Source organism: Limosilactobacillus balticus (assembly GCF_014145615.1).
GTDB lineage: Bacteria > Bacillota > Bacilli > Lactobacillales > Lactobacillaceae > Limosilactobacillus > Limosilactobacillus balticus.
The window spans coordinates 12,991-39,724 of sequence record NZ_JACIVH010000034.1 but is presented as its reverse complement, the minus strand read 5'-3'; the positions used below and the strand labels follow the sequence as shown (position 1 = coordinate 39,724).

Annotated in this window: 20 protein-coding genes, 2 pseudogenes and 1 other annotated feature; all 22 genes and pseudogenes read left to right on the top strand. The window is 35.5% G+C overall.

The window, feature by feature from the left end:
- Positions 1 to 6: 6 nt before the first annotated feature.
- Positions 7 to 301: pseudogene (locus H5S10_RS00335) on the top strand (dTDP-4-dehydrorhamnose 3,5-epimerase family protein); the annotation flags it as partial.
- 11 nt (positions 302 to 312) lie between these two features.
- Positions 313 to 1,353, top strand: a complete 1,041-nt coding sequence (gene rfbB, locus H5S10_RS00330; RefSeq protein WP_182588342.1) for a dTDP-glucose 4,6-dehydratase — start codon at positions 313 to 315, stop codon at positions 1,351 to 1,353.
- 285 nt (positions 1,354 to 1,638) lie between these two features.
- Positions 1,639 to 2,459: pseudogene (rfbD, locus tag H5S10_RS00325) on the top strand (dTDP-4-dehydrorhamnose reductase).
- Between the two features lie 130 nt (positions 2,460 to 2,589).
- Positions 2,590 to 4,512, top strand: coding sequence for a hypothetical protein (locus H5S10_RS00320; RefSeq protein WP_182588341.1), 1,923 nt, complete (start codon positions 2,590 to 2,592; stop codon positions 4,510 to 4,512).
- A 281-nt stretch (positions 4,513 to 4,793) separates the two neighbouring features.
- Positions 4,794 to 5,012: a transposase domain-containing protein gene (locus H5S10_RS10250; protein WP_231795422.1), complete on the top strand. Its 219-nt coding sequence runs from the start codon at positions 4,794 to 4,796 to the stop codon at positions 5,010 to 5,012.
- Positions 5,013 to 5,340: 328 nt separating this feature from the next.
- Positions 5,341 to 6,378 (top strand): ATP-binding protein, encoded by a 1,038-nt coding sequence (locus H5S10_RS00310; RefSeq protein ID WP_086131983.1) that lies wholly within the window; start codon positions 5,341 to 5,343, stop codon positions 6,376 to 6,378.
- A 3-nt stretch (positions 6,379 to 6,381) separates the two neighbouring features.
- A complete protein-coding gene (locus H5S10_RS00305; protein WP_182588340.1) occupies positions 6,382 to 8,616 on the top strand; it encodes a S8 family peptidase in 2,235 nt (744 codons plus the stop codon).
- Positions 8,617 to 8,659: 43 nt separating this feature from the next.
- Positions 8,660 to 9,769, top strand: coding sequence for a nucleotidyltransferase domain-containing protein (locus H5S10_RS00300; RefSeq protein ID WP_182588339.1), 1,110 nt, complete (start codon positions 8,660 to 8,662; stop codon positions 9,767 to 9,769).
- The gene (locus H5S10_RS00295; protein ID WP_086131986.1) at positions 9,729 to 10,196 is read left to right on the top strand and encodes a hypothetical protein; all 468 of its coding nucleotides are present in this window, start codon (positions 9,729 to 9,731) and stop codon (positions 10,194 to 10,196) included. Before H5S10_RS00300 ends, H5S10_RS00295 begins: the two co-directional genes overlap by 41 nt.
- On the top strand, positions 10,177 to 11,052 hold the full coding sequence (locus tag H5S10_RS00290; RefSeq protein ID WP_182588338.1) for a hypothetical protein: 876 nt from the start codon (positions 10,177 to 10,179) through the stop codon (positions 11,050 to 11,052). Before H5S10_RS00295 ends, H5S10_RS00290 begins: the two co-directional genes overlap by 20 nt.
- Before the next feature lie 87 nt (positions 11,053 to 11,139).
- Positions 11,140 to 12,585: a Shedu immune nuclease family protein gene (locus tag H5S10_RS00285; RefSeq protein WP_182588337.1), complete on the top strand. Its 1,446-nt coding sequence runs from the start codon at positions 11,140 to 11,142 to the stop codon at positions 12,583 to 12,585.
- A 236-nt stretch (positions 12,586 to 12,821) separates the two neighbouring features.
- Complete coding sequence (gene mazE, locus H5S10_RS00280; protein ID WP_182588336.1) at positions 12,822 to 13,070, top strand: type II toxin-antitoxin system PemI/MazE family antitoxin; 249 nt, start codon at positions 12,822 to 12,824, stop codon at positions 13,068 to 13,070.
- On the top strand, positions 13,064 to 13,303 hold the full coding sequence (locus H5S10_RS00275; protein WP_325064746.1) for a type II toxin-antitoxin system PemK/MazF family toxin: 240 nt from the start codon (positions 13,064 to 13,066) through the stop codon (positions 13,301 to 13,303). The genes mazE and H5S10_RS00275 overlap by 7 nt, the downstream gene beginning before the upstream one ends.
- 714 nt (positions 13,304 to 14,017) lie before the next feature.
- Positions 14,018 to 14,587 carry a hypothetical protein gene (locus H5S10_RS00270; protein WP_182588335.1) on the top strand — a complete coding sequence of 190 codons (570 nt, stop codon included), beginning with the start codon at positions 14,018 to 14,020 and terminating at the stop codon, positions 14,585 to 14,587.
- A gap of 66 nt (positions 14,588 to 14,653) precedes the next feature.
- Positions 14,654 to 15,364, top strand: coding sequence for a Panacea domain-containing protein (locus H5S10_RS00265; RefSeq protein WP_182588334.1), 711 nt, complete (start codon positions 14,654 to 14,656; stop codon positions 15,362 to 15,364).
- 623 nt (positions 15,365 to 15,987) lie between these two features.
- Positions 15,988 to 16,230 (top strand) — a binding site (T-box leader).
- A gap of 51 nt (positions 16,231 to 16,281) precedes the next feature.
- Positions 16,282 to 17,214, top strand: a complete 933-nt coding sequence (gene mmuM, locus H5S10_RS00260) for a homocysteine S-methyltransferase (RefSeq protein ID WP_182588333.1) — start codon at positions 16,282 to 16,284, stop codon at positions 17,212 to 17,214.
- Positions 17,207 to 18,610, top strand: a complete 1,404-nt coding sequence (locus H5S10_RS00255) for an amino acid permease (RefSeq protein WP_182588332.1) — start codon at positions 17,207 to 17,209, stop codon at positions 18,608 to 18,610. The genes mmuM and H5S10_RS00255 overlap by 8 nt, the downstream gene beginning before the upstream one ends.
- 78 nt (positions 18,611 to 18,688) lie before the next feature.
- The gene (locus H5S10_RS00250; protein ID WP_109913531.1) at positions 18,689 to 18,946 is read left to right on the top strand and encodes a hypothetical protein; all 258 of its coding nucleotides are present in this window, start codon (positions 18,689 to 18,691) and stop codon (positions 18,944 to 18,946) included.
- A 236-nt stretch (positions 18,947 to 19,182) separates the two neighbouring features.
- Positions 19,183 to 21,066 carry a hypothetical protein gene (locus H5S10_RS00245; protein ID WP_182588331.1) on the top strand — a complete coding sequence of 628 codons (1,884 nt, stop codon included), beginning with the start codon at positions 19,183 to 19,185 and terminating at the stop codon, positions 21,064 to 21,066.
- A gap of 115 nt (positions 21,067 to 21,181) precedes the next feature.
- A complete protein-coding gene (locus H5S10_RS00240; RefSeq protein WP_182588330.1) occupies positions 21,182 to 21,958 on the top strand; it encodes a tyrosine-protein phosphatase in 777 nt (258 codons plus the stop codon).
- 333 nt (positions 21,959 to 22,291) lie between these two features.
- Positions 22,292 to 23,410: an exonuclease SbcCD subunit D gene (locus tag H5S10_RS00235; RefSeq protein WP_182588329.1), complete on the top strand. Its 1,119-nt coding sequence runs from the start codon at positions 22,292 to 22,294 to the stop codon at positions 23,408 to 23,410.
- 1 nt (position 23,411) lies between these two features.
- Complete coding sequence (locus H5S10_RS00230; RefSeq protein ID WP_182588328.1) at positions 23,412 to 26,513, top strand: AAA family ATPase; 3,102 nt, start codon at positions 23,412 to 23,414, stop codon at positions 26,511 to 26,513.
- Positions 26,514 to 26,734: the final 221 nt, after the last annotated feature.

Genomic DNA, 26,734 nt, shown 5'->3' with positions numbered 1-26,734 from the left:
GAGAATTTAATTGGTACTGGGACCGTCCTCGTCCTTAATGTGATTGTCGATTTACGGAAAGGTTCACCAACATATAAGCAATGGGAAGGTTACATCTTATTAGCAAGTAATCACCGTCAACTCCTGGTTCCGCGCGGTTTTGCGCATGGCTTCTTGAACTTAGCTGATAACGTTAACTTTGTTTACAAGTGTAATAACTATTACGATGACTGGCCAATTAAATTTGATAAGGCCATTTGCTGCACAACCAACCTTAACTGAATTTGAAAAAGACACCCCATTTGTTTATGGTGAAATTTAAGCGAGGTCATGATGGAAACTTTTAAGAATATTATTGTTACAGGAGGAGCCGGTTTTATTGGCTCCAACTTTGTTCACTACGTTGTTAACCACCACCCGGAAGTTGAACACATTACGGTTTTAGATAAACTGACTTATGCTGGTAATCCGGCCAATCTTGCTGGCTTGCCAAAGGATAAAGTTGAACTTGTAGTTGGGGATATTTGTGATCAGGGCTTAGTTGATCAATTAGTAAGCAACGCTGATGCGGTCGTTCATTATGCTGCGGAAAGTCACAACGATAACTCCTTAATTGATCCCACTCCATTTATCCAAACTAATATTGTCGGAACTTCAGTTTTAATCAATGCTTGTCGGAAGTATGACGTCCGTTACCACCATATTTCAACGGATGAAGTTTATGGCGATTTACCATTGCGGGAAGACTTACCCGGTCATGGTGAAGGGGAAGGAGAAAAGTTTACTCCCGAATCACCATATCGGCCCTCAAGTCCTTACTCTTCATCAAAGGCTAGCTCCGACTTGTTAGTACGGGCCTGGGTCCGGTCATTTGGTTTACGGGCGACGATTTCCAATTGTTCCAATAATTATGGCCCTTACCAACACATTGAAAAGTTCATTCCTCGTCAGATTACTAATATCTTGAGCGGTATTCGCCCCAAGCTTTATGGATCCGGTAAGAATGTCCGCGACTGGATTCACACTAATGATCATTCGCGGGCGGTTTGGGATATTTTGACCAAGGGGAAGATCGGTGAGACTTATCTCATCGGAGCCGATGGTGAAAAGAACAACAAAGAAGTTCTGGAAATGATCTTAGAGTTAATGGGCCAACCTAAAGATGCCTATGATCAAGTTAAAGATCGTCCCGGGCACGATTTGCGTTATGCCATTGATGCAACGAAGCTCCGGACTGAACTCGGTTGGGAGCCCGAATTCACTGACTTCAAGACCGGCTTACAACACACGATTGATTGGTATACGGAACACCAAGATTGGTGGAAAGATGAAAAAGCCGCGGTTGAAGCGAAGTATGCGAAGAACGGTCAATAGATTGGCTTAAATAATATGGAATTATGTTTGTGTTTTTGCTACAATGATTAAGCAACATAATTAAACTTCATTGAATTGGCGTCTGTCAAAAGACGCCTTTTTCTTCTTAACACTAATGTTGTAATATGTGTGTCGAACCTGTATTTATTGCAGGAAACTACTACCAAAATTTTAGAAGATATTTTATACTAATATGGTAGCTAAATAATTGCATTAGGCGATGTCTTTTCTTTTAGATATCGCCTTTTGTTTAATGATTGGGAGAGGTAAAAATGAAAAAATTTAATTACCGGTGCCAATGGTCAACTAGGTTCGGAATTACGGAATCTATTGGATGAACGCGGAGTTACATATGACGCCTTTGATTCTAACCAAATGGATATCACTGATCAAGCCGTTGTAAATGAGAAGATTAGGGCCCTTAAGCCGGAAGTGATCTATCATTGTGCCGCTTATACCGCTGTTGACAACGCTGAAGATGTTGCCAAAGACCTCAATTGGCAAGTAAACGCCGATGGTACACGTAATGTTGCCGAGGCCGCTAAAAGAGTTGGCGCTAAGATGGTTTACATCAGTACCGATTATGTCTTTGATGGGACCAATGAAGGCGAGTATGAAGTTGATGCGCCCACCAATCCACGGAATGAATATGGTAAAGCTAAACTTGCTGGTGAAAAAGCCATCCAAGAAACATTAGCGGATTACTACATCATTCGAACATCCTGGGTCTTTGGTAAATACGGTATTTCGTCTATACGATGCTTCATCTTGCCAAGGACCATGATAAGCTCACCGTCGTTAACGATCAGTTTGGTCGCCCAACATGGACTAGAACCCTAGCAGAGTTTATGACTTACTTAGTCGATCATAATCAACTATTCGGTACCTACCAGCTATCTAATGAAAATAGTTGTTCCTGGTACGAATTCGCCACCGAGATCTTAAAGGATGAAGACGTTGGCGTCGCTCCTGTTGATTCTTCAGCATATCCAGCCAAAGCTTACCGTCCCCGCCATTCAGTTATGAGCTTGAAGAAGGCAGAGGATACTGGGTTTGAGATTATTGATTGGCAGACCGCGTTAGGTGAATTTATGAGAGATTTGTAGATCAAATTTTATATGAAGTTATTTAAATGATAATAACTATTGAATTGTTTGAAACTTAGATATGTTTTGGAGCTAAAAAAATTTTATTTTTGAAACATTTTTAAGTAGTATTTAGGGAGTAAAATCTTTTATGCGTAAAAGAAAATTTTTTGTTAAAGATAAAGAAACAGAGCATTATTTTATTGGTAAAATTGAAGATTTAAATAGGAGTGAAAATCATAAAAATTTTATTTTTGAATTAAATAAGTTTATTGAAGAAAATGATTTGAATAATTATAAGGAAGAGCTTTTGAGAATAATCTTTCTTATAAAGGCTAGTGATGTTTTAATCGATTGTAATGGTGATTTTCATAATATAGAACTTCTTAATACATTACGATTGATGAGAAGAAAAGCTAAAGATATAGAAGTAATTAATTCAATTAACACTTTTTTAGCTGATATTAAATTGATCAACAAAATTTCAAAAAGGTTAAAGCCACAAACTCTTAACTATATACATATCATAAACAAGATGAATTATTATATTTACGATCAACTAGAACAAATAGATGAATTCGAAAGAACAAGCATTCAAACAAATTTAAACAATATTATTGAACTACAACACTCAATTGAAAATTTAGTTGAAACAGTTTCAAAATGCTTAGCGCATTTAAATTTAAATGAGGTCAATTTAACTGATCTTAATAAATCAATAAAAGGATTGAACAAAAATAGCTTATCTTTTCAATCATATCAGGAAATTGTAAACTGTTGGAAATATGCGAATGCATCTATAACTAGAAATCGGCTGTCCAGAAAAATAGTCGTAAATGGTATTAATGACTTTTTTAGGACTTTTATTGCTAATAGAACTATAAATTTGGAAAATAGACAACTTCCTTCAAAAATACATCAGAGATTAAAGTTATCAAAATCTGAGGCAATAGTAGCGGGCCTTGGGGAGGAAATATTTAGTGACCTTTCTTCAATTAGAAATGAAGAGACTTTTAGAAGTAGACTAAGTAAACTAAAAAATCAGAAAATATATAATATACGTCTTATTGATCTTGCGGATTTTTTTGTACAATTAAAGAAAAAATATTCTTTTGGTAATGCACCGTTTGTAAAATTTGATGGGATATCTAGTTTCAAATTGCCATATAACGACTTAATGAACTTATTAAATAGACTTTCTTTTAGATACGATTTATTTGATAGTCCCTTTATTATGATAAAGGGTAGTTATTATGTTTATATACCAGCAATAAAAACTATTGATCCTGTCCATGTTCTATATTGCTTACTGAAGAATGATAAAAAATGGCAGGATCAAAGAGGAGAAAGCTTTGAAGATGAAATCTATAATTCAATGAACAATTATACTTTTGCAAAAAGTGAAGGAGTTGGAAAAAAAAGAAATAAATTAAAGTTCCGGCGAGATGGAAAGGAACACGAAATTGATGCGATTGTTATCGATGATGATAATATCCCAATGGTTTTAGAGTGTAAGACTTTTTCCAATGCATATTCAATACGTGAGTTGAGAATTGAGCTAGATAAAATTTATTCTAAAAAATATGCATTGAAATTTAAGGAGCATTTTGATGCAGTTCAAAAATATAATAGTAAAATTTTGACTTTTTGTGATAAAAATTTGAAATCTAATCGATCCTTTAACCACTTAATGAAGCAAAAGTTTAACTGGTCAGGAGCATATTGCTTATTAGTTTCAAATTTGATTTTTCCTACAGAAATAATTAAAGATTTACAAGAAAAGTATAATATTAGTGTTATTTTTGAATTTGACTTTAAAAAGTTAGTTGATCATAGAAGTTTATATGAAAATAAAGCATTTACTGCACCAGATTTAAATAAGATTATGTTAAATAAACTGTTAATAGACAATGATATAAATCTGACGCAAAATAACATAAAAGCAATATCATTAAGCCAGCCTGTTAAAAAAATGTTTTATAGCAGGAATTCTATTAAGAATGTTGTTATACCAGAAAAATTAAAAGAAGGATTATATAAGTACAAAAATATAGAGTATCATTACTATTTGTAATTTGGAAATAATTAATACTAGAATCAGGTGAAAATTCACTATCTAATATAAAATAACGAAAATGCTGGTGGCGATAGGGATATTCATGGTGAGGCTGGGAATTAACTATTAATTTTTGGTTCTCTAACAGTAAAATCCGGACTATGATTTTTGATCAATTCAAAAATTTTTCATCTGTCAATACGGACTGCTTACGATTCGACCATCAAATATTATTTGAAAGAATAGCTTATTTGCAAAAGGTAGTATTGGTGCTCAGGTAAATACCATTTTTTACTTTAGTGGCAACTGCAAACCAGAACCATTTAAATATCTACAATTACTTTAAGTATCTTTTTGAACGCTTACCAAATCGCAAGGACGAAGAACTTGAGACTTATTTGCCATGGTCAAAAAAGTACAATCAGAACGCTATAAATAATAGGGTCATGAATTACCATTTTCGGGAGCTCATGACCCAATTTTTTCAATACGTACTGTTATTGACAGTTTACGTTTAAGAAGTGCAACATGTCGTATTTAATTACGTCTATCTGTGAAGTGAGATTAAGCTTAACAATTTAATGAAATACGTAAATAGTTTAGGTGATATTTTTGGGTACTCATGTGTGTATTAAGTAGTAAGTTGTTCAATGAAATGATGCCCATAGTCTATTAGGATTGTCACAGAATCAGCATAAAAATCCATTTGATCCTTTGAAGATGTATACTAATGACTATTTGCTCTTTAACAGAAGAGTTTAATAGTCATTGATTAATTTATAAAAAGCACCCAAATGATTGAAAAATATCCCAATGGGTATTAATATTTAAGTGGAGGTATTTTACATGAAAAAGAAAGATGTAGTAAATTTAATTAAAGCCCATTACAACAACAATGATAATGAGTTTAGAGCTATTTCAAATCGAATAGCCTCTGAATTTAATGAAATGGGAGATTCAGAATTAGCTGCATATATTACAGCGCAAATAACTAATGTTGACACGGTAGTCCCGCAATCAATTAAGTATGATACGAAATATTTAACAGAGGTGAAACTTGATAACACATCTTTACCTCTGCCCTCAGTAATTGCTGATGATTTAAAGGGGATTATTAATGCGATTAATCATAAAATGGGCATTGGAAGATTTTTGTTTGAAGGTGCGCCAGGAACAGGTAAAACAGAGTCTGCAAAGCAAGTCGCTCGTCTCTTAAATCGAGTACTATTAACTGTTGATTTTAATAAAGTAATTGACAGTAAGTTAGGGCAAACTGCTAAGAATATTGCTTTAGTTTTTGATGAAATTAATCATATGCCTAATTTATCTCGAGTAGTTATCCTTTTTGATGAAATTGATTCTCTTGCCTTGGATAGATTAGATGATAGAGATGTTCGAGAAATGGGACGCGCAACGTCAAGCGTATTAAAGGAATTAGATAATGTAAATCCTGAAGCCATTATTATCGCTACCACTAACCTTTATGGTAAGTTGGATCGGGCCTTTAGAAGAAGATTTGATGCAGTGATAAATTTTGATCGTTACTCTAATGAAGATTTGATTGACGTAGCTGAGGCAATCCTAAATGAAGATCTATCAAAATTTCCTGGAGCAGGGCGAGATATTAAGCTCTTTCGAAAGATTTTGAAGACTTCAAAAGAAATTCCTAATCCAGGAGAGTTAAAGAATATTATTAAGGTTTCACTAGCATTTAGTGATCCGCAAAATCCATATGATTATTTAGCACGCTTTTATAAAGATTTGAATAATACTCAAAATCTGGAACTAAGTGCGTTACGTGAGAGGGGATTTACCATCCGTGAGATTAGCATTTTAACTAATATTCCAAAAAGCACAGTTTCACGGGAATTAAAGGAGAAATAAAGAATGAATGAAATATTAAGTATAAAAGGAAAATTCGATCATATTTCTAATAGGAGTCGTCCGGGGTCTCCCAAACTTCCAAATGGGGCAAAAGTTTCATCTAAAAAACTCCAGAAATTAATCTATGATTTGCAACGGATGGAGCAATACTGGAAAAAACATAAGGAAATTCCGGGTATGCTAATTAGCGTATTCTACATAAAGATTGCTGCTAAGTCGAATAGGATATCCGGCTTTTTCAGTAAATCAAAGGCTTCAAATGAAAAGATAGTGGGGGCAAAATTTGGACCAGATAATAAAGGAAAAGATCGCCATATAATTACATACAATGTAAATGCGGAGGATGTGCAGGATTCTATTAAACATGCTTCTAATGCTATAAATATACTTGAAAATCAATTTGGCAACGAAATTGATTATAAAACTTTTAACGATGATAAAACTATTAATAAGTTAGATTTTAACAGTTTTGATATTTCCAGAACGATGTTCAAAAAGATTATTGTGGATGCATGGTTTGTTGAGAAATTTGATATAGATGAGAGCACCGTTAGTGGCAGTGACTATAGGATAGTCACTTTCTACAATACTGGTAGAGAAATTAAACATGTATTAAAAAATATCGGCATTAATATTAACAATGACCAAATGCTTGATGAACAGACAGTTAGGCTTTCAGAAAATGATTTAAAGCTTTTAGACGAACGGGCACCTTACTTAACAGCTATGTCAGCTGATGATTTATCGAAGTACACCTCAGCAGATTTTGGAATAAAGGATTCATTCCAAAATAAGACAGTCCCGGCTCCAACAACTGAACCAGTTGTTGGAGTAATCGATACACCTTTTGATACAAATGTTTATTTTTCTGATTGGGTTGACTATGAAGATCGCATTGATCCGAATATTCCCCGAGAAACTTCTGATGGGAATCATGGTACTTGTGTTGATTCTATTATTGTTGATGGCCCCAGTCTGAATCCTGAATTAGATGATGGGTGCGGTCGTTTTAGGATTAAACATTTTGGTGTTGCTTTATCAAGTAGTCGAACAAGTTCGTTCACTTTAATAAAGAAGATTGAAAGTATTATACGAGAAAATCAGGATATTAAAGTCTGGAATATATCATTAGGATCAGAGACAGAGGTTAACAAGAATTTTATTTCGGCAGAAGGAGCTGCCTTAGATAAACTCCAAGTTGAATATAATGTTATTTTTGTTGTGAGTGCAACAAACAAAAGAGCCGATGAAAGCGAGAATAAACGGATCGGTGCACCAGCAGATTCAATTAACTCAATTGTAGTAGGAGCTGTAGATAAAGATAATAACGTACCCTCTTATTCAAGGAAAGGTGGAGTTTTATCATTCTTTATTAAGCCGGATATTAGTTGCTTTGGCGGTGATACAAATGGCTATATGAAAGTAGTAGATAGTTATGGCCAAATTGATGATAGAGGGACATCATTTTCTGCTGCTTGGATTACACGAAAGTTAGCTTATCTTATTGAGGTAATAGGATTGAGTAGGGAAGTAGCCAAAGCATTGATAATTGACTCCGCTTATGGTTGGGGAGTTTTACCAAAAAACCATAATTATATTGGTAATGGTATTGTTCCGAGAAACATAAAAGATATTCTTGAAACTCAAAATGATGAAATACGTTTTGTTATCCAGGGTATTTCCGATAAATGGAATACATATAACTATAATTTGCCGATTCCAACTGATAAAGATAATAAATACCCTTTCTTTGCAAGAGCAACCATGTGTTATTTTTCTAAATGTACTCGAGCTCAAGGGGTTGATTACACTAATACGGAGCTAGACTTATATCTAGGTCGAATCAAAGATAATGGAAATGTTGACTCTATCAATGAAAATCATCAATCTGATTTAACAGATACTCACATAAGTGAAGAAGATGCGCGTAATAACTTTAGAAAATGGGACACGGTTAAGCATATTAACCAAACCGTAAAAGCTTCAGCACGTCCTAAAAAAGTCTATAAAAACCCAATGTGGGGGATCAATGTAAAGTCTAAAGATAGGCTAGGCCATAATAATAGGAAAAATATTCCATTCGGTATTGTTGTAACGTTGAAGGAAATGAATGGTGAAAATAGAATTGATGACTTTATTCAACGTCTTAACCTCCGTGGCTGGATTGTATCTAAGATTGATGTTCAAGAACGTATTAATGTATACAATCAGGCTGAGCAGGATATTGAGTGGGAATAAGAGATTAATTGTATAATTAGTGAAATTTAAAAAGGAGATAATAATGTTAAAGGAACAATCATATGTGTTGCGAGAACTATGTAAAAAAATTAGTTTATCTGATACAGCAAAAAAAGCAGTAAAGCAACATTATAAAGCAATCGGTAGTCTAGTAACTGAGAGTGACCTAATAGAAGGAGATGTAAACGTAAAACCACAAGGATCTTATAATTTGGGAACAGCGATTCGTCCCCTTAATGGATCAGAAGATGATTATGATATTGACTTAGTTGCTATTTTTGAAAATAAGAATGATCCACAGTACATAAAAGAAACAATTGGTGAAGTTCTTAAACAAAGTAAACGCTATTCGGAAAAATTGTTACCGGAAAAGAAAAGAGCTTGGACCATTGATTACGAAGGGTCTCATGTAGACGTGGTTCCTGTTTTAGATGGTATTTTTTCTGATGAAGATACTGATGTCATGATCACCAATAAGGTTTCAAATAATCAATATGAATTCCGTAATAGTAGTCCTTTTAAGTTTAAGGATTGGTTCATAGAAAGAGGAAAGAATATCTATCAAACCGTTATAGAAAAAAGATCTATCTTTGGAGATGTTGAGGAACCAGAAGATTATCAAGAATATACAATACTGCAACAAGTAGTCCAATTATTAAAATATCATCGAAATAAAATGTTTGAGAATAGGGATAATGAAGTGAAGCCAATTTCTATGATTATCACTATTCTTGCTGGGAAAGCGTATGCAGGACAGAATGATTTATCTACTGCTTTAGCGGAAGTTGTTAAAGAGTTAAGAAATCAAATAGACTATGATGAATTAGGCATTCCCCATATCTTCAATCCTATTAATAAGGATGAAGACTTTACTGATAAGTGGGAAGAACATCCCGAGAGAGAAACAGCATTTTTTGAATGGTTAGATGCAGTAGAGAAAGAATTTAGTGCAGTTAATGATGCACCACGTCTAGAATTAGCCAAAAGCTTAACTTTAACTTTTGGTGATAGTGTTGCAGAAGTATATAACTCTTTAGGAAATCGATCTCAAAAATTACAAAAATCAGGGAATGTATATTTAAGTAAAAATGGAGTATTTGAGGAGGATGATAATGGCAAGAAGGCTAAACCACATACGTTTTGGGGTGAATAAAAGAGCCAATAATCCCATAATGTGGAAATACTATTATCAATTAAATAAGCAATTTCCAAACCCAAAGAATTGCATAAAGGCAAACGGTACTTTTCACATATATGGACGTATAAAAGCGGATAGTAATAGTTCATTATATAAAGTTGAATTCATTGCGAATGATCAGTCAATCTCGGTTAGGGTACACGATTTATCTTTCGACAAAGTGAGTTTAAGAGATATACCTCACATATTTATAAGTGAATCAAGTGAGAAAAAACACTATATTACATTATGCCTTTTTAGAAATACATTGACGTGGCGACAATTTAATTTTGGAGATGAATTGGAAGATACAATAATAGCTTGGACAAAAGAATGGTTGCATTTTTATGAATTATTTTTAATTACAGGGAAGTGGTACGGTAATGGTGAACATCCAAAATAAAAAGATTAAAGGTGAGGTTAATGCAGTTCGATTCTTGAGTGTTAACATAATCATACCTATCCTTATTCCATTTATATTAACAATGATTATTGTTAAATTTTTGCCTCAGAATTTAATAATAAAGATAGTAGATAGCTGGATAGGTGTTGAAGGATTAGTAAGTGCAATTAAAGTAATTCCATGGGTGTTAAAAGTGTTAGAGGCAGTGATTATCTTTTCTTTCTTATTTTTATTTTATGTTAAAAGTATATTTTCGAGGTTTTGTCCTGAATTATTGCCTTCAAATAAGTATTTTTTAGTTCCTACATGGATGATTAAATTTGCAGTTGTTGTCAGATGGTCAGACAAGAATGTCAATGGAAGTGCAAAAAGTATTCCCACTTGGCAATATATGGACTATCTTTATAATAATTGGAATAGAGTGAAATTGAGTATCCCAGAAGTATGTAACGTAGATGAAAATACATCGGTAATTGTAGAGAAGTCTAGTAAACATGGGAAAATACTATCTATTATTATATCTGATACATATCCTATAATTATAGAAAAACTACCGTCCTTTATAAAGAACCATAATTATGCTTTGATACAAACTATGGTTAATGGAGAAAAGAATAAGGGTCAAAGAGGATATAATACTAAGTTAGTTCAAGAGTGTATATCTTTAATAAAGGAGGGAATGAATAATGGTGTTACAACAATAAATATTTTAGCTAATACAAATCCAAAACATATTACAGAAATAATGAGAGAATCATTTGAAGATGCTGGGCGGAATCCATTAAAACACCTATATGTTTATGAAAATCCGCGTAAAAATAATTTTTATTTTAGTAAACCTCATAAAATTTTTTGATTAAATAGAAATGCAAATAAAAAATGAATTTTACTTAAAAATTAATTAGAGTAATAATGATGCGATACCGAATATGAGAGATAAACTATGAAAACAGTAGAATTTAAATTAAGCAAGGATAATAAGGAAATATTATTATATTACTCGTCACCAACTATTGCTGAAAATGAGCGAATGAAAGCATATTTAGGGATAGACTTTGATAATGATGGTACTCTAAGAAAGTTTATAAGTTCAAAAGAATTGCCTGATAACATTGTAGGTTTATTTCCTCATATAACTCCTGACTTTGAATACTATTTCAAAAGGATTTTTTGCTTAGAACAAAAAGATATATTAGAAGCACAATCTAATGAAGAAAGAATAGTATTTAAATTTATTAGAATTAAGGAAACCAAAGGGATAAGAATATATTATATTCCTGGGCGAAAGTTATGTATTGAAAATAATGTGTTTATTTTTCAGAAAAATGATAAACCAATACTAAACTTTAATATAAATTATTTTGGAGCTGGATATGAAAAAAGAACATCAATTTTTAAGAAGATTTGTGAAGTTATAGATGTAAAAAAACTCGTATTATTAGATGATGATTTAATTGATGGAAATCAGTCAATATTTAATGGTAGTAGATTTGATAAAAATAATGGCTATATTAGGTTTAGCGAGTTTAATAACCTCCTGGATAAGTTTCCAACAACAACTGTGCTAGAACATTATGGTGACAAAATAATTGCTGACAAAATAGAGAATGCTTTTATAAGGAAAGACTATAATCAAATATTTATTAATTCTAAAAATAGGATATTGCAAAATAAAACTTCATTAATGTTTAATAAGAGACCTAATAAGTCTAATGAAAGTAATAGAGCATTTGTACTGGCGGGAACTAAGAGTATTAATTCAAGAATAAAAGATAATTTAATAGAAAGTTTTGAAATTATTAAATCAGCCTTAAAAAGTGAACAATATGCGCATGATGAATCATTTTGGCAAGAGCAAGTTTTAAAAATATTACCAATAATTTATCCGCAATATATTGGGGTAGTACGAGAAGCTGTTATTCCAGAGAGATATTCTAAAGATACTAAAATAACATACAGAAAACTTGATCATGCTTTAATTAGTACTACAGGTAATATAGACTTATTAGAAGTTAAATGCCCCTTTAAAAAAGAAAAATTAATTATGAAGACGCAATATCGTAATAATTATATTCCTGCAAGAGAATTAAGTGGAGGTATTTTACAAATTCAAAAATACATATATTATATCCATCATTTAGGAAAAAAAGATGAGGAAAAGTTTTCAAGAGAATATAAAAATAAAATTGAGAAGGAGACGGGTAAAGAATTACCTTTTTCATTAAAATTTATAAACCCAAGAGGACTTTTATTAATTGGCAATTGTGAATTTACCTCACAAGAACAAAGGGATTTCGATTTAATTAGACGTCAATATAATAATATTGTTGATATTATGACTTATAATGATCTATTGAAACGATTAGAACGATTAACTTTATTATTATAGTTGCAATTTTTGTATATAATACACAAATATGAATTTTTACCTTTTAAATTGATCTAGCTAGAGTTCCCATTCGTGACAGTTCTTTTAGCTCTTCGTCAAAAAGTACTGATGAGAAAAGAATAATTTTACTAAATAGCTTGTGTCTCGCCTGGGACATGAGCTATTTATGTCAATGTAATTACTTTTTTAATTACAAATGGCATAATAAAAGAAAGTTGATGATAGGATGTGAGTATATGGATACTACAAAAGCTAGAATTCAAGGAAAAGCAGTGGTAGTAACAATCCCTAAGTCGCTAGGAGTTGAGCCCGGTACAGAATATCGATTTAGTAAAGAATCTGATGGTTCATTGAAATTAACACCAACTAGAAAAGTACCTGAAACCATGGCTGAACTTTTTAAGGGATGGCATCGTAAATACGAAATACCAACTGATTTGCAAGGTTGGAATAGCCATGATTCAGAAGGTGAAGAGTTGTGCTAAAGACGAATGAAGATACTAAACTAAAACGAGGAAGTATTATTTATATTAACTTTGATCCTTCGGCAGAAACAGAAATTCAAAAATGTCGACCAGCTGCGGTAGTTAATAATGATATTCTTTCAGAAACTTTACCTTTTGCATGGGTAGTTCCCATTTCGCATGGCACAGACTATCCTTTACACGTCCAATTAGATAATCTTACACAGACAAATGGAACAGATTATGTTGAGTAATTAAAATTATTTGACTTTCATCAATGCAAATGGCAATTTATCGAAATAATGCCAGCTGATTTGTTTGAAGAAATCCAGAAAAAGGTTCAATTAGTGATTAAATGAGGTTGTAATGCTTGTTATAGAAAAGGCATCCCCTGTATTCTTTAGTGAGGATGCCTTTTAGCTTATTCAGCAAGCAAACAGGACAGGAACACGTAAAGATATTCTCTTCGTGTGTTTCATTCTACTCTAACTTAATTTTACAAACAGCGATAAAATAATTGACAAGTTAAGCTCTTAGTATTAGGCTTAACATAGTATTGAAAAGCAATATTTGTTTTTGTAAGGAGTAAGATTTCATCTTGCTTCTGATTTTTTATAATGAACATGATTTACTAAATAAAAACGAGTAATTATTGGTTCTCTTGTATAAGGGTACTGAACAGATAACAAAAATATCTGTTTGGTAATGATGTGAATAGGCAAGCATATTTATTTGTAAAGATTATAACTCTTAAGATAATTAAAACTCTAATATATAACGTTTGATTGACGATGACTAATTTTAGTCGTCGCTTTTTTTATGGTATGTATTACAAAAAAGTCGAAATTCTGCAATTAGCAGGTGGAGATGAGTAAAAAGAAGTGACCTTATCAAGCAAGTATCCAAAAGATAAGTTATTATAAAATAGGTAATGTAGATATTTAAAGCCTCAATTATAGGAGATGACGATGAAAATAGATAAAATCATAAATCTTATATTAATATCATTAGGTATTACAGCAGTATGCCTAGTAGCATTTGCAGGAATTAGATCAAATCAGCATCACGCGAAACATAACTATGCAGAAACATCTAAGACTAATGCCAAAAAGAAAAGTTCAAGTGAAACTATAAAATCAAGCGAAAGTGACTCAGAGAAGGAAAACAGTGAATCAAACCAATTATCTGAGAATCATAAAGATAGGCCAAATGCAGGGAAAATTATCAAACTTGATAGCGTTGAAGCAGCAGAAACAACGATAAAAGAGCATGAAGCAACTTGTTCATATGACAATGAACCTTTTTATCCAGGATTGGTTTATACAGGAACATACACTTGTAAATGTGGATTAAAAATTATTTGGTGGGATAAAGCTATGAAAGAAAGTGTTGATCGGGATATGGAAAGTTTTTCTAGCAAGGGAATTCATGGACCAGAAGAATATAGCTATGGAACCGATGATCCGTGGGAGAATAAGGCGGATAGTAATCCATTGCCAGAAAATCAAGAGAGTACAGGAATAAGTAGTACTGATTAAAAGGAAAATTGAAGAGGAACAGATAAAGCAACGAGATAATATTTTAGAAGAAGGAGGCAATAAATCATGATTCAATTAGTCGAATTAGTTACAGTTGATAATGAAGCTTTGGCCTACCACTATGGTTCAGATAACATAGATGAAGTGTTTGAACATGAAAGATTCTTTAATGAATTGATTAAAGATATTCCATTATCGTTTAGCTCACATATTCTTGCTACAGAAGATGCTTCATTTGATTCTTTATGTGAAAAAGATCCATATTTTAAGCAGTTTATTGCATATCACGACTTGAAATTTTTTATAAAAAAAGTGAAAGAAAAAAGTCAACTTACAGATGAGGAAGTGGCCGGTTATTTAAAGACTCATTTTAACTTACATGCATTTCCGCTTCAAAAAGTTCTATATTATAGTTATGCTGACTACTTAGAGAGTAAGGGATATCGCCTTTTCTTAGCATCATTTCAAGCTTTTGACCATGGCCCTGTTGATCGAAAAGTATGGCGAAAGGCCCAGGATAATTTAAAGGAATTGCAAGAAAAGAATTATGATTTTATCCAAAAAGCAGCATTAAATCCTTCAATTAAGGAATTTATTGATAATTCAGTCAAAAAATATGCTAATTTTTTTGATTCTGGACAGCGATTTGAGAATTCAGACCAAAATCCAACTCATAATAATGGTACGCCATGGGATAGAGCATATAGTAAAGGACGAAATACGCTACTATCTGATGATGATATAAAAAAGTATCATTACCTAGAACAGATACCTTAATTCTTTATTACCATTAGTCAAAAATGTGGAGGTACAACAATGTTATTCATTCATCAAACCGGTTTTGCATAAGTGGCCTAAGTTAATTGGGCCCTGAAAGGATTATTATGCAAAATGTTCAATTGTTATGTTATTCATGACTATATTTACAGTCATGATGACAAAGTATATATGTATTCTGAATTGGTAAAGGCGCTGAATAACGCTAAGCCGCTAATAGATTTTACGTTCTTTAGTACGGTGACATTTTATCAAAATGTTCACAGTATTAAACGTGTAGTGTCAGGTGCAGGTTTCTCCTTTGAGATTGATTGTGATGATTGCAAAAAAATTGAGGAACAGAAATTAAAGGACTTGTACAAGAAAGCTAAGCAATAAGCGCTTATCTACAAGAGAGTTAAAAGAATATCCACTTACCCACCACAACCGTAAAGATCGTCGCCACTATTTTAGATTTCCACTTTTTGATGATGACGAATACTTTACTGCTAAGCATTCGACTGGCTGGAAATATTCAACTAAGTGTCGTCATCAATATCAGATCCATTTATAAATTAAAATCACATTAAAAACATCCTTGACGAATTTGCCCTCACTCGTTATACTAATCATAATTTATATGAGAATTTGCTGAGATCGAATGAGTAACTAATGATAGATTTAACAGAGAGCTGTGACTGGTGCAATGCAGTATTTCTAGAGTTAGTGAAGATGGTTCGTGAGCGATTGATCGGTGAATAATTAGCAGATCACGGCGTTGCTACCGTTACCCAAGCTGCAAATTTATTACTATGAATAAGTTTGTTTGAGTGCAGGATTTTAACTTTCCTGAATTTGGGTGGTACCGCGTATTGATCGTCCCTTGAAAAGACTAGTTTCTTTTTGAGGGGCTTTTTTATTTACGAGGAAGGATAAAGATGACAAAGATTACTGCAGAATTAACTAAACCATTACTAATTGACGGCGCAATGTCAACGGCTTTGGAACAATTAGGTGCTGATACCAATAACTCATTATGGACGGCGAGTGTTTTAGCTAACCAGCCAGCATTAGTTAAAAAAGTTCACCAGGAATATTTTAAGGCGGGAGCCCGGTTAGCAATTACTGATACCTACCAGGCAAATGTTCCGGCATTCATAAAGAATGGTTATTCAAAACAAGAGGCCCATTCATTGATCCAACGAGCAGTCGTCTTGGCTAAAGAAGCGCGTGATGAATATCAGCAGGAAACCGGTATTTATAACTATGTGGCGGGAGCGCTTGGTCCTTATGGCGCTTATCTTGCTAACGGGAGTGAATATAGTGGTGATTATCACCTCAGTACAATTGAATATCAACAATTTCATCGACCGCGATTAACTGATATTTTAACGGTTGGTGTTGATGTGATTGCAATTGAAACTCAGCCGCGCTTAGATGAAGTGTTGGCAGAATTGGACCTTGTCAAAGAACTGGCTCCCGATATCCTATGCTATGTCAGTTTTTCCTTGAAAGATTCCACGCATTTACCAGATGGGACACCATTAGCAGTGGCGGCTCGAACCGTTGCGAAGTATCCAAATGTTTTTGCGGTGGGCGTAAATTGTATTCCGTTAGAAGAGGTAACGGCAGCCATTAAGACGGTCCATCAAGTCACTGATAAACCAGTTATTGCTTATCCTAATTCGAGTGCGACTTATGATCCGATGACAAAAACGTGGAGCTATCCTCATGGGCGTCGCGGGTTAGTCGATTACTTACCACAATGGCTCGCGGCTGGACTGACAATTGTTGGGGGATGCTGTACTACTACGCCGCAAGATATTGTCGCCTTGCATGAGTACTTGGAAGGAGGCGCCCATCATGACTAAGAAAACGCATTTAGCCCGTGAAATGAGTGCTCGTCATATCCAGATGATTGCGCTTGGTGGAGTGATCGGGACCGGCCTATTTCTGAGTTCTGGTTACACGATTCATCAGGCTGGGCCGTTGGGAACCGTTATTGCTTATTTGATTGGTGCGTTAATCGTTTATGCCGTCATGCTATGTTTAGGTGAGTTGAGTGTTGCGATGCCGTATACGGGGGCTTTTCATGTTTACGCCAAAAATCTGATCGGACCTGCTACTGGATTTACCGTTGCGATCCTTTATTGGTTGACTTGGACGATTGCGATGGGCTCCGAATTTACCGCGGCTGGTCTAATTATGAAGCGCTGGTTTCCCCAGATTCCGGTTTGGTGGTGGAGCTTGTTATTTATCATCATTATCCTCTTATCTAACATTTTTACTGTCAAAACATTTGCGGAAAGTGAATTTTGGTTTGCGGTGATTAAAGTGGTTGCGATCTGCGCGTTTATTTTGTTGGGGGCTTTAGCAGTAATTGGCCTTATTCCGATTCAAGGTTATCATCATGCGCCTTTGCTAAATAATTTTACTAAGGGCGGCCTATTTCCAGGTGGTTTTAGTGGATTATTTATGACGATGTTAACGGTTAATTTTGCTTTCTCTGGGACTGAATTAATCGCCATCACCGCGGGGGAAACTAAGCATCCTGAAAAGACCCTCCCTAAGGCGATCCATACTACTTTATGGCGGTTAGTGATCTTTTTTGTCGGGAGCATGATCGTTATGGCCTCTTTGATTCCTTATCAAAAGGCGGGGGTAACACAAAGTCCATTTGTCTATGTTTTTAGCCAACTCGGCATTCCATATGCTGCCGACTTAATGAATTTTGTCGTCCTCACCGCGATTATTTCTGCCGCCAATTCTGGTTTATACGCGTCAACCCGGATGCTATGGTCATTAGCTAATGAAGGAACAATTCCGGCTGTCATCGCCAAAACTAATAAGCGCGGGATTCCTGTTTTCGCATTGCTCTTAAGTATGCTTGGTGGGATTTTAGCTTTGCTTTCCAGCATCTATGCCGCTGGAACGGTCTATTTAGTCTTGGTTTCTGTTTCTGGATTGGCGGTTGTCTTTGTATGGATTGCGATTTCCTTATGTGAACTCATTTTTCGTCGGCGCTTTTTAGCGGCTGGTCACCAGTTAAGTGAGTTAAAGTATCGTACGCCATGGTATCCGATTGTTCCATGGTTTGCGTTTATTGCTAGCAGCCTTTCTTGCATCTTAATTTGGTTTGATCCGCAACAACGAATTGCCTTGTATTGTACGATTCCATTTGTAATTGTTTGCTATGCTGCTTATTATTTACAGACCTTGTGGCGCAAGTATACTACGAAGAAAAAGGTTTCAACAGTTGTTAAATAGATGTAAAAAAGCTGTAATTAAAAAATTCATAACGTGTAGTAAAATGTACGAGGATAATTTTTAGTTAGGAGATATCAAATGCATTCACTATTTTTACTACAGTTGATTCAGGCAGTCTTAGTAGCAATTCAATTAGTAATGATCTTCTCAGCTAATAGAATTAAGCGAGAATGGTTAACTGTTAGCCAGCTTTGTATCGCGGTCGTAATCTTAGCCGACTTATTTTCAGAATTGATCTTCTTTAGTTATACAAGTGTCCTTACTGGTTGTGTATTATTCCTCCAGTTATTCTTGCTCCCAATGTTTTGGAAACAGCTAAAGGCATTTGAAGAATAATATAAATAGGTGAGTGGAAATTAACTTCCTTGACAAGGCGGTTAATTCGCACTCGCTTTTTTAATCAAAAAAGCACCATGAAGCTTACTTCAATAGTAAAAAGAGAAAAGCTTTTACCAGAACGTTCACGAAAGTAGCATAAAGTATGCTAAAATGATAAAGATTATTAAGACCAATCAACGATATTCGCTGACTGGCCTTTTGTAATTTTAAATATAATTAAGTGGGTTTTATTTATGAAGAAAAGAAAATTAAAGAAGAGTTTAGCAACAACTGCGACGGTGGTGGCTGTTACAACGGGGGTGACGGCTATTAGTAATTCCGCCAAAGCTGATACAGTACAAAAGAATAAAAATACTATTCAACAAACGCTGCCTGATACGAACCAACAAGCGCAGCAAAATGTCTGTGCAGCCCAAGACGCAGTGAATAAAGCCAATGCTGATGTAGCAACTGCAAATAATGGCCTTAATATTGCTAATCAAAATTTGGCAGACGCGGATCAAAATGTTGATCTAAATAAGAATCAAGTTAAACAGACGAAAGAGCAATTATCATCCCTTGAGCAAACGAAAGAAAATGCTCAACAAGTTTTAACTAACGCTCATGATGAATATTACGAACTATTGAAACAACCAGTTAATATTTCATACACGGCATTTTCTGGTAGTGAATTGAGTGTTTATGAAAGATCAATGCTTGATTACATTGCTTATGATAATCAAGGAAACCTAATTTCTAAGAATCAAGCGTATAAAAATTTTCTTGCGAATAACTATCAAGGAAATATTGATTTCTTGAAGAAGATTATTGCGGAAAACGAGAAAACCATTAATTATCTGAAAATGGGTAGACCATTTGAAGATAATATTAAGAATCTTGAACAAGCAAGATCAACAGTAAAAGAAGAACTAGAAGAATTATATAAGGTTGAAGCAGCACAAAGAGAAGGAAAATATTATAAGCCCAAGTATAATATCAGCTGGATAAATACTGATTCATACGGTTTATCGTATTCTTATAGTTCCCCTAATTATAATGAGTGGAATGATGTTGACGAAATTGATCATACAAAGAATTTAATTGAAAATCACGAGGAAGCTCTAAATAAAATTCAACAAAGATTGGCCGAATTACATAATAAAACGCAGTCGGCTGTAGAAAAGGCAGAAAAAACATCCATTGCTGCCCAAGAATTACTTCAAAAGTTAGAGCAGATTTCCCAACCACTTATTACTGCTACTCAACAAATTAAAGATGTCGAAAGTGCAATGTCACAAGCTCAACAAAACCTGGCACTTCAAGAAGAACTACTTACTCAGGCCAAAGATAAGCGCAATATTATGCAATCTCAAGCAATCAATGCGCAAACCAAGCTCTTGCAAGCACTTCTTAATAAGACAAATTCACAAGAAAAGTTAGCGTCAGCAAAAGAGAAACTTCCTACACAAACTGATGCCTTAAAGTACAGTTCGCTAATCAACCTTGAACCATTAACAATTGAGCCAGGAGAAACTCCTCTTCCTAAAGTTACGACAGCGATTGCAGTTGAGAATGATCATCAGAATAAAGCTGTTATTACTTTGCCCGGCGATGAACAAGAAAATAAACTGCCTCAGGGAACGAAGGTAGTATGGAAAGATGATACGAAAGTTGCGGCCGACCTTCAACATCCCGGAAAGCATACTGAAGATGTCTTAATTGTTTTTCCTGATGGATCGGTGATTTTAACTAGCGAGCAAGTTACTGTTACCGCGATAGAAAAACAGACAGACGTTAATAAAGAGACTTTGCCTGTCCAAGAAACGGTTGATCCTGTCCAAGAAAATAATAAGCATGCGAATGATCTTTCTGCCCAGATAGTAGAAGTTAATAATGATAATCTAGTACCAGAAATATTGGTGACTCCGCAAACCAAGCAAACTGATGTCCAGTCCATAGTCAAAAATCATGCAGCTCTAAATAACACTTCTCGACCTTCATCAGCTAAGTCGTTTGCGGCCAAGACAACAAATAATGCTTTGCCACGAACCGGGGATGAATCTTCACTTCCAATTATTGCCCTTGGCGCTGTTATTGGGCTAGTAGGAATTGGTGCAGCCCTCAAACGGTACGAATAAGTCTTTTATAGCACTAACTTATATAATCTGTGAAGTTTTGCCCTAAGTACCTATAAAATCCCGCTATAACTTGCTATACTTAAAATATTAATATGTGAAAAAAGGGATGAGAAGAATGGTAATGGTTGATTTGCATTGTCACCTTTTGCCGGGGATTGATGATGGTTCAAAAAGTATGGAGATTTCATTGCGACTTGCAAAAGAAGCAACAGAAAACGGGGTTACCCATGCACTTTTAACCCCTCACCATATGAACGGGCACTATGTAAACCATAAACAAGATGTTTTGGCGCGAACAAAAGAATTTCAGGAAGAGCTGGAGAAAAATAATATTCCACTAACGGTCTTTCCCGGACAAGAAGTGCGAATTAATGGTCAGCTAATTGAAGCTCTTGATAATGATGATATTCTATTTGCTGATGAGAGTGGGAAGTATATGATGCTGGAATTTCCAGACAATGATGTACCTCATTACACTAACCAGATGATCTTTAACCTCCAGCAACGGGGAATTACGCCAGTGGTTGTTCACCCTGAACGGAATACCAAGATCATGGCTGAACCAGACTTGCTTTATCAAATGTTGGAAAAAGGGTGTCTGTCACAAATCACCGCTAGTTCCTATGTTGGTACATTTGGTAAAAAGGTCGAAAAATTCAGTAAGAACCTGATTGCGGCCGGTCAAGGATATATTTTTGCTTCTGATGCTCATGACCTTCCAGGACGAAAATACGAAATGCGGCAAGCCTTTGAAAAATTATCGCGTGAATTTGGCGCTGGCCTTGCCCAAGAATACCAAGATAATGCGCGAGCCATCATTAACGGGGATGAAATTGGTCGTCATCAGATTAAGAAGGTTCAGCAACGTAAGAAATTGTTTGGGTTATTTTAAAAAGCTGTAGTTCACACTACGGCTTTTTTATCAAAAGTAAAGAGGTGGTGGGTGAATCCGTAATTATAATGCCTGATCACGTCTTTGGTGCCCCGCGCAGATGGTCAATATGGCTATCTTCCATGCCAAAATGCTGATAGTAATGAGGCATTTGGCAAGTTTGAACCACTTAGTTAAGAAGCTAGTTCCACGGATTATTCGTGAAAAAAGGTGAGGCTGAGAGAAAAAAATTTTTTCTCCCAGCCTCACTTCTGTAAAATGTAAGATTTTAAGTGAATTTAACAATTTTTTGCGTATATATAATATTAGAGACACTATTTTCAGGAGGAACCTATGCGTTTTTTACATACAGCTGATTGGCATATTGGCAAGACCTTAAACGATTTTAGCTTGCTTGATGATCAGCTAGCAACCTTTAAGCAGATTGAAGCAATTGCCAAAGACCGTCAAGTTGATGCGATAGTGATTGCCGGAGATTTATATGATCGATCCGTCCCCAATGAAGCAGCGGTTAAGCTCTTAAACCAGCTGCTGCAAGAATTAAATTTGGCAGATCATTTTCCTTTACTAGCAATCAGCGGGAACCATGATTCAGCAGCTCGTTTAAGTACTGGGACTGATTGGTTTGCTTACCAGTCATTTTTCTTAAATACTAATATTAATGATGCTTTTACCCCAGTCACAATCAAAGATACTCAGTTTTTCTTGTTACCATTCTTTGGTATTCAAGAAGTTCGCAATTACTTTAATGATGACAAGATTAAAAATGTCAATGATGCGATGGCGCGGATTACAACTGAGATGGGAAAGCATTTTGATCCTGATAAAAGGCATGTCCTCGTCGCCCATTTCTTTGCGGCTGGAAGTAAGCGCACGGCTGATTCTGAAACTTTGATTGAGGTTGGCGGATTGAGTGCGGTCACGACAGATGTTTTAGCTCCCTTTGATTACGTTGCTCTTGGTCACCTTCATAATCGCAATGCTTTAAATGACAAAAAAGTTAAGTACAGTGGGTCCCCAATGAAGTTTTCCGTATCAGAAGCCAAGCAAGAAAAGGGCGTTTGGATTGTTGATACAGCACCTTTTAAGGCCGAGTGGGTTCCACTATCACCAGTTCATGATATTCACCTTTTGAAAGGGAGGTTTGCTGAACTGGCGACAAAACCTGAAGAAGCATTACGGGAAGATTTCTATGACATTGAATTGACCGACCAAGAACGAATCCCCGATGTGCTAAACAAGTTACGCGAATACTATCCCAAGATTGTCAGCCTTCACCGGACACATCAGGCCAAGCAGGTTCAACTTAACCTTAGTAAAAAGCGTGCTCAGGAATCGCCCCTTGATTTGCTTACGGATTTTTATTCCCAAACGATGGGAAATGATTTAACTGACCGCCAAAAAAAGTGGGCAGAAAAGGCCTTGACTCAAATTATGAAAGGGGAGGAATAGGATGCGTCCATTAACGATTGAACTACATTACTTTGGGCCGTATGAGCATCAAGTGATTGACTTTACACAGTTCACAGAACGTTCCTTATTTCTGGTAGCAGGAAATACTGGTGCAGGAAAAACCACAATTTTTGACGCAATGTGTTATGCACTTTTTGGTCAAACAACCAATGATCGTGATCGGTCGGCTGCTGCTTTACGTTCTGATTTTGCACCAGCTGATCAAGAAACAATGGTGAAGTTTACCTTTGAGCACCAAGACCTTCAATATCAAATTATGCGCCGTCCTAAACAGGTTTTAAAAGGACGCCGTGGCAATTTAGTTGAACACACTCAAGCCGTTGACCTCATCTACCCGCTTGAAAGTGAGCATCCTCAGGAAATCACTAAAATCAAGGAAGCAGACACGTTTATTACTGACCTGCTCAACCTGACCCGTGATCAATTTAAGCAGATTGTGCTTCTCCCCCAAGGAAAGTTTCGACAGTTCCTTGATTCAGATAGCAATACTAAAGAAGCCCTTCTACGTGACCTTTTTAATACGTCACGTTATGAGCAGTGGGCAACACAACTAAAAAACGATTTGCGTGAGCAGAAGAAGTCATTGACGACCCAAGAGACAAAGCTTCAATCATTAAAGGAAACAGTAACCGAGATTGATACGCAATTAACAACTAAAGAGTGGTTAGCAGAAGCAAAAAAATGCTTATCTCGACTAAAGGCTAATCTTAAACACTTAGGCGATGATGAGCAGCAACAGCAAAAGAAAGTTGATCAGCTTGATACCAAACTTCATACTGAGCAAGAGTTGAAGAAGAATATTGAGGAGTTGGCTGAACTTATCAAGGCTGGAAAAACACTGCAAGCTGAAGCAGGAGAGATCCAAGAAACAAAGCAGCAAGTAAAGGTCCTTGACTGGTATCAAGAACACCAGACAGAATATCAACGGTGGAAAGATGGTGAAAAGCGTCTCCAAAAATTAACGGTAGACAATAAAATTCTCCATGAGGACCTGCACAACCTTAAAAAGCAACAGCAAGTAATTGAAACTGAACTGCAGCAAACGAGCCAGCAACAAGAAGAGATTGATCATCTTCAAACAGAGGTCACCGACTTAACGAATAAACTACCATTATTCGATGATCGAGATAAACTAAGATCAACTGTCGATGAACTACAAACACACTTAAAGCAACAGGAAAAGCAACAAGCTGCTTCCAAGAAGAAGTTGCAAGACGCTCAACAGCAATTGACGGTTGTTACTAATAATTTAAAAGAGCATGAACACTTGGGTGAGGTTCAAGTTCAAATAGCAAAAAAAGAAGGTCTTCAGGAAAAATTAACGACTGCTGGAAAAGATTTAAAGCAATTAGAAACAAAACTTTCATCTGAAAAGGAAAATTGCGCGAAATTAGAGCAAAAGCAGGGGGATACTGAAAAACTCGTTCAAAAATCGCAAAGTAGATTGGATGACTTGAATGATCGCTTTGCCCGTCACCAAATTGCCATTCTTGCTCAAAAATTAAAGCCAGCCACCCCTTGTCCAATTTGTGGATCGCTTGACCATCCCCATCCAGCAAATTTAGCAGATGATAGTGAGTTGGTAACGGAAGCACAAGTTAAAACGGCAACGGTCAAAGTTCAACAAACTCGTAGTACGCTTGACCAGTTAAAAGAGCAAGTTCGCCAAAGCGTTGCCCAAATTGCTAACTTAACTACACAGGTAGAAACCAAGCAGGCAAATTTAGCTGAACTGTTAGGGGATAATGAATTACCGAGTGATTGGGAAGGACAAATTGAAAATCACGCTCAAAAACTAGCAGAAATGAAGACTGACCTCGATAGAATAGAACAACAGGTTAAAGAATGGCGCCAAGAAGAGGAAAAATTGCAACAGGAAATCAAGTCCTCTCAGGAAGAACTAGTTAAAATAGACGAAAGTGTGAACCACTACAAACAGGACTTAATCGCCAAACAGACTATTCTGAAAGAGAAAACAGCCACTTTACCAGCAAAATTACCTACTAAAGAAGCTGCTAATAAGCAAATCCAAAATGCTCAACTAAAGATCGAAGCATTTAATAACCAGCTTGAATTATTGCAACAACAACGACAAGAAAATGCCGAAAAATTAGCAGGGACAAATAGTCGGATCGATCAGACTAAAGAAGAACTTGCCACGCAAACGACGCAACAAGATAACTTACACCAATATCTTGTGAACCTTTTAGCGCAATATGATGTCCAGCTTAAATGGAATTTCTGGCAAGAAGCTAGTGAACAAGTAGCAACATTGTCATCATTACGGGAACAGGTAACAACCTTTGAGAATCAAGTCCAGGATAATCAGTCCCAACAAGAGCGGTTGACTAAGGCCATCAATAATCATCCCATGCCAGATATTGCATCAACGCAGACAAAACTTAATACTGAGCGTGAACAACTTCGGCAATATCAGCAAGAAATTGGTCAGTTAACTGCTCAGTATAAGCAATTAGAAGAAACGGATCAAAAGATTATTAAGGCAGTCGAAAAAACTGGAAAACTTGATCAAGAAATTAATGAATTACAAACATTAACAGACGTTGTGACTGGAAATACCGAAAACCACGTTAGCTTAGAACGGTATGTATTACAGGCATATTTTCAAGATGTCTTAGTAGCAGCCAATGTTCAGTTAGACCGGCTAACTAATGGTCGCTACCAGTTTGAATTAGCAACGGAAAGTCATGGGGCTGGTGCCAAGTGGAGTGGGCTCGAAGTTAATGTATATGATGATAATGCTGGCAGAACGAGAAGTGCTCGGACGCTTTCTGGTGGTGAAAGTTTTATGGCCTCACTTGCTCTTGCTTTAGCTCTTTGTCAGATTGTCCAAGAGCAAAGTGGGGGGATTAAAATTGATGCGCTCTTTATTGATGAAGGATTCGGTTCCCTTGATCAGCAAGCTCTTGAAGATGCTCTTCATGCCCTTCAAGAGCTAGAAGGCCACCGGATGATTGGAATTATCAGTCATATCACTGAACTTGAAGAACAGATTCCTGACCAATTAATTGTCCAGTCACGAAATGGCCGTAGCTATGTGACCTATCAGCATGAAATATAAGCGTCAAAACAGTATTTAAATTTGAAATGATAAGGTTAAATAAAAAATTTTAAAATAAAAAGTGCAAATGTTAGTTTTTTTCGTATATAAATATATAGGGTAAATGATTTACAAGATGGAGACTTGTTCGTTCATAGACTTCTTTCCCCATTATTTGCTGTCTTCATCTGTAAATTACTTTCCCTTCTTCTCCCACAAATCTTGATGTAAAGATCTCTTAT

What these genes read in the sequence shown, in the direction of transcription:
- rfbB (WP_182588342.1), top strand. Translation starts at nt 313, where the DNA reads ATGGAAACTTTTAAGAATATTATTGTTACAGGAGGAGCCGGTTTTATT.
- H5S10_RS00320 (WP_182588341.1), top strand. Translation starts at nt 2,590, where the DNA reads ATGCGTAAAAGAAAATTTTTTGTTAAAGATAAAGAAACAGAGCATTAT.
- H5S10_RS00310 (WP_086131983.1), top strand. Translation starts at nt 5,341, where the DNA reads ATGAAAAAGAAAGATGTAGTAAATTTAATTAAAGCCCATTACAACAAC.
- H5S10_RS00305 (WP_182588340.1), top strand. Translation starts at nt 6,382, where the DNA reads ATGAATGAAATATTAAGTATAAAAGGAAAATTCGATCATATTTCTAAT.
- H5S10_RS00300 (WP_182588339.1), top strand. Translation starts at nt 8,660, where the DNA reads ATGTTAAAGGAACAATCATATGTGTTGCGAGAACTATGTAAAAAAATT.
- H5S10_RS00295 (WP_086131986.1), top strand. Translation starts at nt 9,729, where the DNA reads ATGGCAAGAAGGCTAAACCACATACGTTTTGGGGTGAATAAAAGAGCC.
- H5S10_RS00290 (WP_182588338.1), top strand. Translation starts at nt 10,177, where the DNA reads ATGGTGAACATCCAAAATAAAAAGATTAAAGGTGAGGTTAATGCAGTT.
- H5S10_RS00285 (WP_182588337.1), top strand. Translation starts at nt 11,140, where the DNA reads ATGAAAACAGTAGAATTTAAATTAAGCAAGGATAATAAGGAAATATTA.
- mazE (WP_182588336.1), top strand. Translation starts at nt 12,822, where the DNA reads ATGGATACTACAAAAGCTAGAATTCAAGGAAAAGCAGTGGTAGTAACA.
- H5S10_RS00270 (WP_182588335.1), top strand. Translation starts at nt 14,018, where the DNA reads ATGAAAATAGATAAAATCATAAATCTTATATTAATATCATTAGGTATT.
- H5S10_RS00265 (WP_182588334.1), top strand. Translation starts at nt 14,654, where the DNA reads ATGATTCAATTAGTCGAATTAGTTACAGTTGATAATGAAGCTTTGGCC.
- mmuM (WP_182588333.1), top strand. Translation starts at nt 16,282, where the DNA reads ATGACAAAGATTACTGCAGAATTAACTAAACCATTACTAATTGACGGC.
- H5S10_RS00255 (WP_182588332.1), top strand. Translation starts at nt 17,207, where the DNA reads ATGACTAAGAAAACGCATTTAGCCCGTGAAATGAGTGCTCGTCATATC.
- H5S10_RS00250 (WP_109913531.1), top strand. Translation starts at nt 18,689, where the DNA reads ATGCATTCACTATTTTTACTACAGTTGATTCAGGCAGTCTTAGTAGCA.
- H5S10_RS00245 (WP_182588331.1), top strand. Translation starts at nt 19,183, where the DNA reads ATGAAGAAAAGAAAATTAAAGAAGAGTTTAGCAACAACTGCGACGGTG.
- H5S10_RS00240 (WP_182588330.1), top strand. Translation starts at nt 21,182, where the DNA reads ATGGTAATGGTTGATTTGCATTGTCACCTTTTGCCGGGGATTGATGAT.
- H5S10_RS00235 (WP_182588329.1), top strand. Translation starts at nt 22,292, where the DNA reads ATGCGTTTTTTACATACAGCTGATTGGCATATTGGCAAGACCTTAAAC.
- H5S10_RS00230 (WP_182588328.1), top strand. Translation starts at nt 23,412, where the DNA reads ATGCGTCCATTAACGATTGAACTACATTACTTTGGGCCGTATGAGCAT.